The 12,314-nt window shown below is 74.0% G+C and carries 11 protein-coding genes; 9 read left to right on the top strand and 2 right to left on the bottom strand.

What is annotated here, in order from left to right:
- Nucleotides 1-32: 32 nt before the first annotated feature.
- Nucleotides 33-158, bottom strand: coding sequence for a hypothetical protein (locus K4G22_RS31645; RefSeq protein ID WP_265590228.1), 126 nt, complete (start codon nucleotides 156-158; stop codon nucleotides 33-35).
- A 282-nt stretch (nucleotides 159-440) separates the two neighbouring features.
- Between K4G22_RS31645 and K4G22_RS13740 the strand changes: the two genes are divergently transcribed.
- From K4G22_RS13740 to K4G22_RS31815, 8 genes are all read left to right on the top strand, one after another.
- Nucleotides 441-1,520 carry a radical SAM protein gene (locus K4G22_RS13740; RefSeq protein WP_228080517.1) on the top strand — a complete coding sequence of 360 codons (1,080 nt, stop codon included), beginning with the start codon at nucleotides 441-443 and terminating at the stop codon, nucleotides 1,518-1,520.
- Complete coding sequence (locus tag K4G22_RS13735; protein ID WP_228080516.1) at nucleotides 1,517-2,230, top strand: heme oxygenase-like domain-containing protein; 714 nt, start codon at nucleotides 1,517-1,519, stop codon at nucleotides 2,228-2,230. Before K4G22_RS13740 ends, K4G22_RS13735 begins: the two co-directional genes overlap by 4 nt.
- Nucleotides 2,227-2,481 carry an aroma-sacti cluster domain-containing protein gene (locus tag K4G22_RS13730; protein WP_228080515.1) on the top strand — a complete coding sequence of 85 codons (255 nt, stop codon included), beginning with the start codon at nucleotides 2,227-2,229 and terminating at the stop codon, nucleotides 2,479-2,481. Before K4G22_RS13735 ends, K4G22_RS13730 begins: the two co-directional genes overlap by 4 nt.
- A gap of 28 nt (nucleotides 2,482-2,509) precedes the next feature.
- The gene (locus K4G22_RS13725; RefSeq protein WP_228080514.1) at nucleotides 2,510-5,686 is read left to right on the top strand and encodes an adenylate/guanylate cyclase domain-containing protein; all 3,177 of its coding nucleotides are present in this window, start codon (nucleotides 2,510-2,512) and stop codon (nucleotides 5,684-5,686) included.
- Nucleotides 5,683-6,522, top strand: a complete 840-nt coding sequence (locus K4G22_RS13720; RefSeq protein ID WP_228080513.1) for a S8 family peptidase — start codon at nucleotides 5,683-5,685, stop codon at nucleotides 6,520-6,522. The genes K4G22_RS13725 and K4G22_RS13720 overlap by 4 nt, the downstream gene beginning before the upstream one ends.
- A 25-nt stretch (nucleotides 6,523-6,547) precedes the next feature.
- Complete coding sequence (locus tag K4G22_RS13715) at nucleotides 6,548-7,135, top strand: GAF domain-containing protein (protein WP_228080512.1); 588 nt, start codon at nucleotides 6,548-6,550, stop codon at nucleotides 7,133-7,135.
- 97 nt (nucleotides 7,136-7,232) lie between these two features.
- Entirely contained in the window at nucleotides 7,233-8,138 is a 906-nt protein-coding gene (locus K4G22_RS13710) for a helix-turn-helix domain-containing protein (RefSeq protein WP_228080511.1), read from the top strand.
- A 79-nt stretch (nucleotides 8,139-8,217) separates the two neighbouring features.
- Nucleotides 8,218-10,311, top strand: coding sequence for an Atu4866 domain-containing protein (locus K4G22_RS31815; protein WP_322785094.1), 2,094 nt, complete (start codon nucleotides 8,218-8,220; stop codon nucleotides 10,309-10,311).
- 37 nt (nucleotides 10,312-10,348) lie between these two features.
- On the opposite strand, the gene K4G22_RS13695 is transcribed toward K4G22_RS31815, so the two are convergent.
- Entirely contained in the window at nucleotides 10,349-10,603 is a 255-nt protein-coding gene (locus K4G22_RS13695; protein WP_228080510.1) for a helix-turn-helix domain-containing protein, read from the bottom strand.
- 710 nt (nucleotides 10,604-11,313) lie between these two features.
- On the opposite strand from K4G22_RS13695, the gene K4G22_RS13690 reads away from it, so the two are divergent.
- Nucleotides 11,314-12,288 carry a TauD/TfdA family dioxygenase gene (locus tag K4G22_RS13690; RefSeq protein ID WP_228080509.1) on the top strand — a complete coding sequence of 325 codons (975 nt, stop codon included), beginning with the start codon at nucleotides 11,314-11,316 and terminating at the stop codon, nucleotides 12,286-12,288.
- The last annotated feature ends 26 nt before the right edge of the window (nucleotides 12,289-12,314 follow it).

The following is a 12,314-nucleotide window of genomic DNA, read 5'->3' as shown; positions in this document are numbered from 1 at the left end:
GGCCAGGTGGGGAGTCGGGCGGACCGCCTGGCTCAGGAGAGTTCGCTGGAGTGGTTGATGATGCAGCTGGCTTCCAGCTCCTCGTCCTCGCTGTGCGCGACGACCTCGATCTCCTCGCCCTCGGTCTCAGCCGGCTCCACGTTCTTGTCCTCGGACATGCTGACCTCCTTTGCGGGGGTTGCCGGCGTCCGCTGCGCCGACTCAGCGAGAACATACGGATCTTCGGTATGGGAACGCCTTGCTGTCGGTTGGGCACCGGTATACGGACCGTCAGCTGGCCGGGAGCCCGGACGGCGGCCCGGTGAGCCGGCGATCACCCGGGCTGGCCTGCGGCTTTACCGTTTCCCAGGCGTTACAGGACCGGAAATCTCCCGCCGGGGGCAGGATTCCGCTCGGCCGTGTTGTCCGTGTGGCACCAACTCGGCGTACGGGAGGGGCACATGGACCTGGCGGAACTCATCGGCCGCCGGCCGACGCCGGGCGCCGGCCTGCTGGTCGCGCTCACCCGGCGCTGCCCGCTGAGTTGTGCCCACTGCTCCACCAACTCGTCCCTGACCACGACCCAGCGGCCGGATTCCAAGCAACTGCTGCGGTTCGTGGCGTCGTTCGAGCCCGCGAACCGGCCCGACGTGGTGATGCTGACCGGCGGCGAGCCGCTGCTGCTGCCCCGACTCGCCCTTCGTCTCACCAGATCGGCCCAGCGGGCCGGATCCCGCGTCGCGCTGCTGAGCGGCATGTACTTCGCCCGCCAGGGCCGTGTCCCCCGCCCCGTCATGGGGGCCATCACCGCGCTCGACCACTTCTCCGCCAGTGTGGACGCGCACCACGAGCGCGAGGTTCCCCGCGCCGCCGTGTTCCGCGCTCTCCGGGCGGTGCTCGACGCCGGCACGCCGGTGAGCGTCCACCTCACCGGCAGCGGCCCCGACGACCCGTATCTGGCCGACGCCGTCGCCGATATCCGCCGCACCTTCGCCGACCGGGTGCCCATGCTGGTCAACGAGGTCAGGCCGCTCGGCCGAGGCGCCCGGCTGGCGGCCCAACCCCCGCCGGCCCCGCACCACTTCCGCGCCCCGCCGTGCGCCATGGCGGCCTGGCCGACGATCGCCTTCGACGGCACCGTGATCGCCTGCTGCGGGCAGCGGGCGATCGACCGCCGCCCCGTCCCCGCCCATCTGCGCCTCGGGCACATCGCGGAACACGACTGGCCCACCATCAGGGAACGCTCCCTCGAATCCCCCGTGCTCCGCCTGGTGCGCGCCATGGGACCGCGCCGCCTGCACTCCCGTTACGCGTCGTCCCCGCCCCCCGACGGCTACTGCCGCGCCTGCCACGGGCTCAGCGACCAGCCCGAGGTCGGCGACGGCGCGGCCCGCGACGCCTCGGGCCGGGTCGGCGCGCTCATCGACGGGCTCGTCGCCGACGAGCAACGCGCCGCGGGGCCAGCGGCGTTGGTCCGGCGCTTCGGCTGCGCCCGCTACGCCGACCTGGTGACGCTGGCCCCCGCCGAGGGCGACCGATGACCGCGTCGCCGCCCTCCGTCGCGCCCTCCGCCGCGCCCTCCGCCGTGCTCGGCATGAAGCTCGCGCTCGTCACCCCGGCGCTGCACCGCGCCACCGAACGCCTCTGGCGGCCCGAAGGGCTCAGGGAGCGCTATCTCCGCTATCTGGCCGCCATGCACCCGCTGCTGGTGGCCTCGGTGCCGCTGCTTGAGCGCGCCGCCGCCCGCTGCGCCGACCTCGACGACCCCTACGCGCCGCGCCTGGCCGCCTACTACCGCCGCCACGCCGAGGAGGAACGCGGCCACGACGCCTGGCTGTTGGCCGACCTCGCCGAGGCGGGCGGCCGGGCGCCCGACGTGCCGCCCAGGGCCGTCGTCGAACTCGCGGGGGCGCAGCACTACCGCGTCGAGCACGAGCACCCCGTCGCGCTGCTCGGCTATATGGCCGTGCTGGAGGGCAACGCCCCCGCCCCCTGGCTGCCGGACCGGCTCGCCCTGGCCACCGGGCTGCCGCCCGCCGCGTTCCGCACCCTCCGCGAGCACGCGGCGCTGGACGGCGGCCATCTCGCCGCGCTGCTGCGGGAGTTCGACGAGCTGCCGCTGACCGGGCGGCAGCGGACGGTGGTCTCCGTCAGCGCGCTGCACACGGCCGGCCTCCTCACCCAGCTCTTCCGCCACCTGGCGACCGACCCGCCCACCGACCCCGCGAACGACCCCGGAGAACCCGCATGAACGACAGCACGCGACCCGAGCCCGCGTCGTCCGAGCCCGCGTCGTCGGAGCCCACATCGTCCGAGCCGACACTGGGGGCCCTCGCCGAGGCCGGGTTCAACTTCGACGCGCTGAGCGACGAACAGCACGCCGTGCTCCGCACGTTGACCCCCGAGGAGCTCTCGCTGCTGATCGACATCAAGGTGCGTCTCGACGAGGCCGCCCCCGAGGTGCAGGCGCACGCCGAGGTCGCGGGCGGCGCCCTGTTCTGAGCCGGTCCGCTCTTCTGGAGGAAACCCCATGTTCTGCGCCCCGTGCCGGCGCGAGCTGCCGTCCGACGCCCGGTTCTGCCATCTCTGCGGCCAGCCGTGCGCCCCCACGGCGGCCACCGGCAGGGCCACCGGCCGCAAGGTCGTGACGGTGCTCTTCTGCGACCTGGTGGGCTCCACCGCGCTCTCCGGCACGCTCGACGCGGAGACCCTCCGCTCGGTGAGCCTGCGCTGGTTCGACCGGATGCGGCTGCGGATCGAGGAACACGGGGGCACCGTCGAGAAGTTCATCGGCGACGCCGTGATGGCCGTCTTCGGCGTGCCGACGGTCCGGGAGGACGACGCCCGGCAGGCGATCGCCGCCGCCCTGGGCATGCGCGCGGCGCTGACCGAGCTCAACGACCGGCTGGAGACCGCCATCGGCGTCCGCCTTGAGATGCGCATCGGCATCAACACCGGGCAGGCGGTGACCGGTTCGTCCACCGCGCGGCAGGCGATGGTGTCCGGCGAGATCGTCAACGTCGCCGCCCGCCTGGAGCAGAACGCGTCGGCCGGCGAGATCCTCATCGGCGCCGACACCCTGCGCGCCGCCGGCGCAGGGGTTCGGGTCGCCGACATCGGGCCGCTGCGGGTCAAGGGCAAGAGCGAACGGGTCACCGCCCACCGGCTGCTCGGGCTGGACGCGGAGGAAGGGCCGGACGCACCGCGCGGGACCGACGTCGACTTCGTCGGCCGCGCCCCCGAACTCGCCGCGCTGGACGCGGCGTTGCGGCAGGTGATCGACACCAGGCGGGCCACCCGAATGGTGGTGAGCGGCGAGGCGGGACAGGGCAAGACCCGGCTGCTGCGCGAGTGGCTGCGCGGGACCACCGCCTCGGCCGGCCGCCGCTGGTACGGCGTGGGGCGGGGCCGGGCGCGCGGGGAACAGGCCAGCCTCGGGCCCCTCGCCGACGCGGTGTCCTCCCTGCTGCGCACCGAGGACACCGTGCCCCCTTCCCTCGAGCATCCCCTCGAACATCCCCTCGGACTCGCCCTGCTCCAACAGGGCCTGCTCCGCAACGGAACCCCGCACCCCTCCGTCGACGCCACCTGTGCCGCGCTCGTCCAGGTCCTCACCGACCTCACCGCGACCCGGCCCGCCATCCTGGTGATCGACGACTGCCACTGGGCGGCCGACCCGTTCTTCGACGTCCTCGACCAGACGCTCGCCGAACTCACCGAAGCCGCCGTGCTCGTGGTGCTGCTCACCCGCCCGCAACTCTTCGACCGGCGGCCCGAACTCGCCGGCGAGGCCATGGCGTTGGCCGGACTCCGGGACGAGGAGGCGCGCCTCCTCGCCGCCGGGCTGGCCGCCCACGACGGGCGCGCGCCGGGGCAGCCGCTCGCCGGGCAGCTGCTGGAGCGAGCCGGCGGCAACCCCCTCCACCTGGAGCAACTGCTCATCGCCCAGGGTGCGTTGGGCGCCGCGCCCGGCGATGTCCCGCTCCCGCTCCAGGCCCTGATCGGCGCCAGGATCGACACCCTCGACCCGCCCGAACGGCGCGCCCTCGGCCTGGCCTCCGTGCTGGGCCGCGACTTCACCGCCGACGAACTCCTCGACCTCGCCGACCGCCCCGAGGCCCACCTCGCCGACCGCCCCGAGACCCACCTCGACGCCGGCGCCCGCACGGAACCGCGCGCCGAACTCCACGCCACGCTGCGCCGCCTGGTGCGCCACCGCCTGATCATCCAGGACGGCGACGCGTTCCGGTTCGCCGGCGGGCTCATCCTGGAGGTCGTCTACGACAGCCAGCCCAAGAACGACCGCGCCGACCGCCACGAACGCGCCGCCCGTTCGGACTCGGTACGGCGGAGCGGCAGCGCCGCCGTCGGTGCCCATCTGGAGCAGGCCCACCGCTACCGCGTCGAGTTGGGCGCCCAGGCCCCGGACACCGACCGGCTGCGCCGCCAGGCGGCCGACGCGCTGGCCGACGCCGGCCGGCTGGCCCTGGCCCACGCCGACCCCGTCTGGGCCGCCGGGCTTCTCACCCGGGCCGTGCACCACTACCAGCCGGGCGAACCCCACAGCTCGGGCGCCCGCAGACGACTCGGGCAGACCCTCATCGACCTGGGGCGCGGCGCCGAAGGCCGGGCGCTGCTCGAAGAACTGCTCGCCACCGCGCCGGCCACCGAGGCGGACACGGTGGAGGCCGCGCACGCCCGGCTGGTCCTCGCCTCCGTCGGCGGGGCCGGTGGCCGCGCCGAGTCACCGGCCGAGGCCGCGCGCGCCACGCTGCCCGTCTTCGAGGCCGCCGACGACCACCTCGGCCAGGCCAGGGCCTGCCTGCGGATCGCCCAACTCGACCAGGAACGAGGGCGGCACGGCACCGCCGAACGCGTCCTCGCCCGCGCCCTGCACCACGCGGTGCGGGCGGGCGTCGAGCCGGAGCGGGCCGCCGCCCTCGGCGCCATCGGGGTCTCCCTCTGGCGCGGCCCCAAACCGGTCACGGCGGCCCTGGACCACTGCCGGACGCTGCGCACCGAACACGGCGGGGGACGCCCCGCCGTCCGCCTCACCCTGAGCTGCACCCTGGCGGTCCTGCGCGCCCTGCACGACGACGCGGACGGCGCCCTCGCCGACCTCGCCGAGGCCGAACGCCTCGCGCCGCGCCTCGGCTACGCCGAGGCGGACGTCTTCCTCCCGCTCTTCACCGCGACCGTGACCGACCTCGCCGGCCGCCCCGAGGAGGCGCTGCGGCACCTGGGCCTGGCGGCCACCGCCGCCCGCGACCTCGGCGCCACCGGGCTGCTGCGCGGCGCGCTGCTGGACGCCGCGCGCATCCACCTCGACCTCGGCGACCGGCACGCCGCCCGCCGCGCGCTCGGCGACGCGGCCGAAGGCGCCGACTCCGCCGACCTCGACGGGCTGCGCGCCCGCGTCGCGGCGGCCGAGGGCGACGCCGGCGCGGCGATGCGGCTGGCCCGCCGCGCCCGCGAGACCGCCGCCGCCACCGACTCCCCGATCGTCCAGGGCTACGCCGCCCTGGACTTCGCGCGCGCCGCGCTCGCCTCGGGCCACCAGGACGCGGCGGCGGAGGGGGCGGCGCACGCGCGCCGGCGCTTCGAGGCCAAGGGGCACCTCCCCGCCGTCCGCCAGGCCGAGGCGGTGGCCACCGCCGTGGCCGCCGCCTCGGCCGCCTCAGACACCGGCGTGGAGGTATCCCCATGACCACCGTCCGCAGACCACCGCCCGGGCTGACCTGGGGCCTGCGCGGACGCGGCCCGGCCGATGTGCCCGTCGAGGCCGACCCGGTCGATCTGCCGACCGCCCCCGAACGTCCGTTGATCGGCGGCAGCGGGCGCGGCGTGCGGGTCTGCGTCGTCGACTCGGGCGTCGAGGCGGACCACCCCCTCGTCGGCCCCCTCGCCCGCACCTGGCGCGTCCGCAAGGACGACGACGGGCTCCACGTCGAGGAGACCGACCTCGGCGACGCCTGCGGCCATGGCACCGCCTGCGCCGGGATCATCCGCAGGACCGCGCCCGACTGCGAACTCTCCAGCGTCCGCGTGCTCGGCGAACGGTTCTCCGGCAGCGGCGACGTGCTCCTGGAAGGCATCCGCTGGGCGGTCAGGCAACGGTTCGACGTGGTGAACCTCAGCCTGTCGACCACCCATGTCCGCTTCGCCGACGAGCTCCGCAAACTCGCCGACGAGGCGTACTTCCAGCGCACCGTGATCGTCGCCTCGGCGCACAACACCCGGGTGGAGAGCTTCCCCTGGCGGTTCTCCTCGGTGATCTCCGTCGGCAGCCACCAGGAGGACGACCCCGACCTCCACCTCTACAACCCCCAGCCGCCGGTCGAGTTCTTCGCCCCTGGCCAGAAGGTCAGGGTGGCCTGGCTCGGCGGCACCGAGATCCGCAGCTCGGGCAACAGCTACGCCACCCCGTTCATCGCGGGGCTCTGCGCCCGCATCCTGTCCAGCCGCCCCCGGCTGACGCCGTTCCAGCTGAAACACGCCCTGTACACGTCGGCGGCCAACGTCCGGGTCCACGGACATCGGTGACGCCTCGGAGCCGGAAGGGGGCCTCATGGCCCAGACGAGTCTGCCAGCCGAGCCCACCGCGCCGCGCCCCGACCCGGCGGTGACCGAGCTCCTCCAGTCGGTCGTCGACACCGCCTGCGCGATCTTCGGAGCGCAGGCCAGCTCCATCCTGCTGCTCGACGCCGAGACCGAAGAGATGATCTTCGAGGCCGTCTCGGGGCAGGGCGAGGAGTTCCTCGTCGGCTCCCGCTTCCCCGCCGGCCGCGGCATCGCCGGCTGGGTGGCCGCCTCGGGCGAGCCCATGGTCGTCGACGACCTGCGCGCCAGCCCCTCCTTCGACCGCACCATCGCGAAGTCCACCGGCTATGTCCCCGACGCGCTGATGGCGGCGCCGCTGATCCACGGCGAGGACGTGCTCGGCGTCCTTGAGGTGCTCGACCCCTCACCCCAGGCCAGATCGGGCCTCGAAGAACTCGACGTCCTCGCCCTCTTCGCCCGCCAGGCCGCCGTGGCCCTCCACGTCCTCACCGGCCACACCAGCCCCCCACCCACCGCCGACCCCACCCGGGACACCCCGACCCGCACCGAACTGATCCGCCTGCTCACCGAGGCCCGAAGACTCCTCGACGAATGACGCCGCCGTGCGGGCCGGGCGGCCGGTCCGTCGGTGGGTGTCGCGCACCCACGTTCGGGGCTGCCCAACGTCGCGGGTCCGTCCTAGCCTCGGCCGTATGGGCGCTGACCAGAGAGACGGACCTCGCATCACCCTCGACGCGTTTCTGCGGGCCCGGCGTGCCGGGCTCCGGCCCGAGGACGTCGGCCTGCCGACCTCAGGGCGCCGACGGGTGCCAGGGCTGCGCCGGGAGGAGGTCGCGACCCTGGCCGGCGTGAGCACCGACTACTACACGCGCCTCGAACAGGGCAGGGAGCGGCACCCCTCGGCCCAGGTGCTCCACGCGCTGGCCAGGGCGCTGCGGCTGGACGAGGAGGCGGCCGACCACCTGCGGCGGCTGGCCCCGTCCACGGAACGGCGAACCCGCCGTACGCGCCCCGGTGACCGGGTGGGCGCCGGGCTGCTCGGGCTTCTCGACCGCTGGTGCGACACCCCGGCGCTCGTCCTGGGCGACACCCTCGACGTGCTGGCCCGCAACGGCCTCGCCGAGGCCCTGCACCACGACTTCGCGATCACGGACAACATGGCGCGCATGACCTTCCTCGACCCGAGGGCCCGCGCGTTCTTCCGCGAGTGGGATCGGGCCGGCGCCGCCGTCGTCGCGGAGCTGCACCGGGCGGCGGGGCTGCTGCCCGACGACGACCGGCTGCGCGTGCTGGTCGGGGAACTCTCCCTCGGCAGCGTCGAGTTCCGCTCCCTGTGGTCCCGGCACGAGGTGCGGCGCAAGGGCGGCGGGTCCAAGCTTCTGCACCACTCCGAGGTGGGAGATCTGGAGCTCCACTACGAGAGCTTCTCCGTCAACGACGCCGCCGGCCAGCAGCTGGTGGTCTACCAGGCCGAGCCGGGGAGCTCGTCCGAGGAGGCCCTGGCGCTGCTCGGCTCCCTGCACAGCACGGGCCGGGAGAGTGGCGCCGAGGCCGCCAGGAGCCGGCGCGCGCTGCCAGGGAGCGCCGCACCGGGGTGAACGGCGGCCTGGTTGCCGGAGGGCGACGGGACGAGAGTCGGTGGTGAGTTCCCGCCCGCACCACCTTCAGGGAGATCCCATGCCTGCCACCCCCGTCATGCGTCCGACCGACGCGACCGCGCTGGACGAGATCCGGGCCCGGCGCCACGACCGGCGACGGCGCGTCCTGTTCACCCATGCCGCGGTGGTCACCATGGACCAGGACCTCGGCGTCCTGGACGACGGTGACGTGCTGGTCGAGGGCGACACGGTCCTCGCCGTGGGGCGAGGTCTTGAGGCCGGTGACGACGCGGTCGTGATCGACGCCACGGGCTGTGTCATCACGCCCGGCTTCGTCGACACCCACCGGCACGCGTGGCAGTCCCAACTGCGCCGGATCATGCCGGACGTGGACGACCTGGCCGCCTATGTCACCGCCACCCTGGCCGGTTACGCCCCCGCGTACGGCCCCGAGGACATGTACGTCGGGACACGGCTGGCCGCGTTGTCGGCGATCGACAGCGGTGTCACCTGTCTGCTCGACTTCTCCCACAACGCACGCTCCGCCGCCCACTCCGACGCCGCCGTCCAGGCCCTGGTCGACAGCGGCATCCGGGGCGTACACGCCTCCATGGCCCCGCACTTCGGCGACTGGGACGGGCAGTGGCCGCGCGATCTGACCCGGCTGCGGGAACGGTGGTCGGGTCCGCTGCTGACCGTGCGCCTGGCCGCCCTGGCCACCGACGAGATCGCCGGGCCCGAGCTCGCGTACGGCCCCGCGCTGGCGCGGGTCGCGCGGGAGCTGGACATCGGCGTCAGCGTCGACGCCGTCTTCGGCACCGCCTCCTCGCTGGCGGTGCGGGCCTGGGAGGCGCAGGACGTGCTCGGCCCCCAGGTGACCCTCATCCACGCCACCGGTCTGACCAGCGACGCGTGGCGGGCGATCGGCGGGAGCGGCACCACCGTCTCCCTGGCGCCCACCTCGGACACCCAGATCGGCCTGGAGACCGCCGTCCCCGCGATCGACGAGGCGCTGGCCGCCGGGGTGCGCCCCGGGTTGGGCGTCGACGTCGAAGTGGCCCTGGCCGGCGACATGTTCACCCAGATGCGCGCGCTGCACACCGTGCAGCGCATGCGGGCCGTCAACGACGCCTACGGCACCGACCGGGTGCCGAACCGGATCACCGTCCACGATGTGCTCGACTTCGCCACGCTCCAGGGCGCGCGCACCAACGGCCTGGACCACGTGACGGGTTCGCTCACCCCGGGCAAGAGGGCCGACCTGCTGGTGATCAGCGCCGAGGAACTCAACAACATGCCGCTCAACGACCCGATCGGCACGGTGGTGCTCGGCGCCGACGCCCGCAACATCGTCGCGGTGCTGGTCAACGGCGAACCCCGCAAGTGGGCCGGCCAGGTCCTGGACGTGGACCTGGCCGCCCTCCGCACGCGGGTGCGCGACTCCAGGAGCCGGATCGTCGAACCTGGCCGCCGGCCGGCCGGCAGCCGCACCGCCACGGTCGGCCCCCGCCGCGACGGAACGACCCTCGCCCAGGTCAGGGACCCCCAGGGGCGTCCGCTGCTGCTCACCGGCGGCACCGTGCTGACGGAGAACGCGCTGATGGGCGACTGGCCGGCGGCCGACGTCCTCATCGGAGGGGACACGATCGTCGGTGTCGGTCCCGGCCTGCGCACCGCCGCCGACGACGACGGCATGATCGTGATCGACTGCGCCGGAACCGTGGTGCTGCCCGCCGCCCTCGACCACACCGGCGCCGGCCCCGTCGGCACCCTCACCCCCGGCGAGCGCGCCGATGTCGCCGTCTACCGGGTCGCGGACGCCGCGCCGTCCCGGCACCATCTCGACCTGCTGGTCCTCGGCGGGCAGGTCCAGCTCTGGGACGGCCACCCCACGGCGGCGGCCCCCTCGCCCGCGACGGCTCCGGAGCCCCCGCACGACCAGGACCACCCCTACGTCGGATCCTGGTGCACCGAAGACCGGTTCCTACGGCAGGAGCTGCTGCCCGACGGGCGCTACGACGAGGCACGCGGCGACCGCGAGAGCGCCTACACGGGGCGGTACTGGATCAACGGCGACCGCATCGACTACCTGGACGACCTGGGCTTCTGGGCCTATGGCGAGTTCGTGGACGGAACGCTGCACCACGCCGGCTACCACATGACCCGGGACTGACCCCGCCGGAGCGGCGCCGGCACCAGCCGAGCGCACCCTAGGGGGCCGTGACCGCCTTCATCGTGTCGATGAGGGCGAGCACGGCGTGGGCGGAGGGGAGGATCATGCGGCCCTCCCTGGTCAGCCGCGCTCCGGTCGAGTCCCTGGTGAAGAGACGGGTGCCCAGCATCTGTTCCAGACATTTGATCTGGTAACTGATAGCCGGCTGCGAATATCCCAGTGCTTTCGCGGCTTCGTCCATTCGTCCGTTCTCGGCGACGGACACGAAGGCGCGAAACTCACGCTCGTGCATGGGACCCCCAGTTTTTCGGCGCCCGGCAGCGACCGCTGCGCGCCGTGGTGCGAAACCACAGGTTGTGGCTGAACTCCACTCCATAGCAACGTATTTGAAGCAGGGTGGCAACCGCGAGTGCAGGAAGCTGCAAGAGCGGTCGGATGTTGTGGGGAAGACAGGAAGAAAGGGACAGCGGAGAACCGGGCAACGGAGGCGCGCGTCACCCGACCGGCGCGGCGGGCGTTGGCAGGACCATGCGATGACACCCCGCGAGATCGCTGCGAACGGAGCCCCCGCGACGGTCGGAAGCGCTCCCGCAGGCAAGGTCCTGCCGAGGTCAGCCGTCCGCACTCAAGTCTTTGAACTGCCGGGGGACACCTCGCGGTGCCACGTCCACACTGGGCTGGTTCAGCATCGCTCCGCACCTTCCTGGAACGACATCCCGCCATGGTCCCGAAGACCGAGCAGCCGTACTGCTCAGCCGCGCCCGCCGCCGCATCCCCGCGGCGGGTCACGACCGGTTGTGGAGCCATGCGTCAGCCGGGCGCCGACACCCCCACCCCGGTGTCCGGACGGCCGTCGCACCCCGTCAGGACCGCGTTCGACGTGGCGGCGCGGGAGCCCACCATCGACGGCCACGCGCCGACGGGGGAACGGTGGGCCGTCCGTCGCGACGAGCGACCCGCCGCCTGCCTGCCACTGACCCCACACCAAAGGAGCGGACCCGCATGCCCTTCGTGCAGGAGAGCCCACACGTTGCCGAGACCCATCTGCTCACCCTCTCGGCCGCCGAGCGAAGGGAGACCGAGGAGCTGGTCACGCGACTGGCAGCCGCGGAGCCGGGGTTGGTGGACGATCACGGCTGGGTCTCGCGCGCCCGCCGCGCCTCGTGTGAACTCCCGCTGCGGCTGCGGGACATCCTGCGTCAGTTCCGGCACGACCCCAGCCTGGACGGGCTGCTGATCCTGCGTAACCTGCCGATCGCGGTCGACCAGCTGCCGCCCACCCCGGAGGGCCCCGAGCTGCACAGCACGGTGCCGGCGACGGTGGCGATGCTGGTCTCCCTCCAGCTGGGGGAGGTGGCCGGCTACCGCGAGGGGCAGTGCGGCGCCCTGGTGCAGAACGTGGTCCCCGTGCCGGGCCGGGTGGCGAGTCGGCGGGCGGCCGGGGCGAGCCCGCTCGAACTCCAGGTGGAGAACGCCTGGCACCCGCAACGCCCCGACTATGTGGGTCTGTTGTGTCTGCGCGGGGACCAGGGCCGGTCGGCCGGCATGCTGGTCTCCTCGATCCGGCGGACGCTCCGCCTGCTGCCGGTCGAGATGATCGACGTGCTGCGGCAGCCCCGGTTCAGCACCGCGCCCGCCTCCCGTCCGCGGGGCGCCGCCGCCGCCCCGCAGCCCATCCTCTCCGGCGATCCGGCCGACCCGAACGTCATCGTGGACTTCCACGCCACCGTGGCCCGCGACAGCGCGGCGAAGCAGGTGCTTGAGGCGCTGCGGGTCGCCTTTCTCGAAGCCTCGACCTCGCTGATGCTGAAGCCGGGGGAGATGGTCTTCGTGGACAACCGGGTCGCCATCCACGGCCGCACCGCCTACACGCCACGGTTCGACGGCACCGACCGCTGGCTGCACCGCACCCTGGTGCACCTGGACGCCAGGCGCACCCGCTCCTACCGCGCGGGCAACGGCAACGTGCTGGTGTGACCGGGGATGACGACCCGGCGCCACCC

It is taken from the genome of Streptomyces profundus, from assembly GCF_020740535.1.
Lineage (GTDB): Bacteria > Actinomycetota > Actinomycetes > Streptomycetales > Streptomycetaceae > Streptomyces > Streptomyces profundus.
Note: the sequence above shows the minus strand (reverse complement) of the source record. Positions and strands in the feature narration are given on the sequence as shown.

What these genes read in the sequence shown, in the direction of transcription:
- K4G22_RS31645 (WP_265590228.1), bottom strand. Translation starts at nt 158, where the DNA reads ATGTCCGAGGACAAGAACGTGGAGCCGGCTGAGACCGAGGGCGAGGAG.
- K4G22_RS13740 (WP_228080517.1), top strand. Translation starts at nt 441, where the DNA reads ATGGACCTGGCGGAACTCATCGGCCGCCGGCCGACGCCGGGCGCCGGC.
- K4G22_RS13735 (WP_228080516.1), top strand. Translation starts at nt 1,517, where the DNA reads ATGACCGCGTCGCCGCCCTCCGTCGCGCCCTCCGCCGCGCCCTCCGCC.
- K4G22_RS13730 (WP_228080515.1), top strand. Translation starts at nt 2,227, where the DNA reads ATGAACGACAGCACGCGACCCGAGCCCGCGTCGTCCGAGCCCGCGTCG.
- K4G22_RS13725 (WP_228080514.1), top strand. Translation starts at nt 2,510, where the DNA reads ATGTTCTGCGCCCCGTGCCGGCGCGAGCTGCCGTCCGACGCCCGGTTC.
- K4G22_RS13720 (WP_228080513.1), top strand. Translation starts at nt 5,683, where the DNA reads ATGACCACCGTCCGCAGACCACCGCCCGGGCTGACCTGGGGCCTGCGC.
- K4G22_RS13715 (WP_228080512.1), top strand. Translation starts at nt 6,548, where the DNA reads ATGGCCCAGACGAGTCTGCCAGCCGAGCCCACCGCGCCGCGCCCCGAC.
- K4G22_RS13710 (WP_228080511.1), top strand. Translation starts at nt 7,233, where the DNA reads ATGGGCGCTGACCAGAGAGACGGACCTCGCATCACCCTCGACGCGTTT.
- K4G22_RS31815 (WP_322785094.1), top strand. Translation starts at nt 8,218, where the DNA reads ATGCCTGCCACCCCCGTCATGCGTCCGACCGACGCGACCGCGCTGGAC.
- K4G22_RS13695 (WP_228080510.1), bottom strand. Translation starts at nt 10,603, where the DNA reads ATGCACGAGCGTGAGTTTCGCGCCTTCGTGTCCGTCGCCGAGAACGGA.
- K4G22_RS13690 (WP_228080509.1), top strand. Translation starts at nt 11,314, where the DNA reads ATGCCCTTCGTGCAGGAGAGCCCACACGTTGCCGAGACCCATCTGCTC.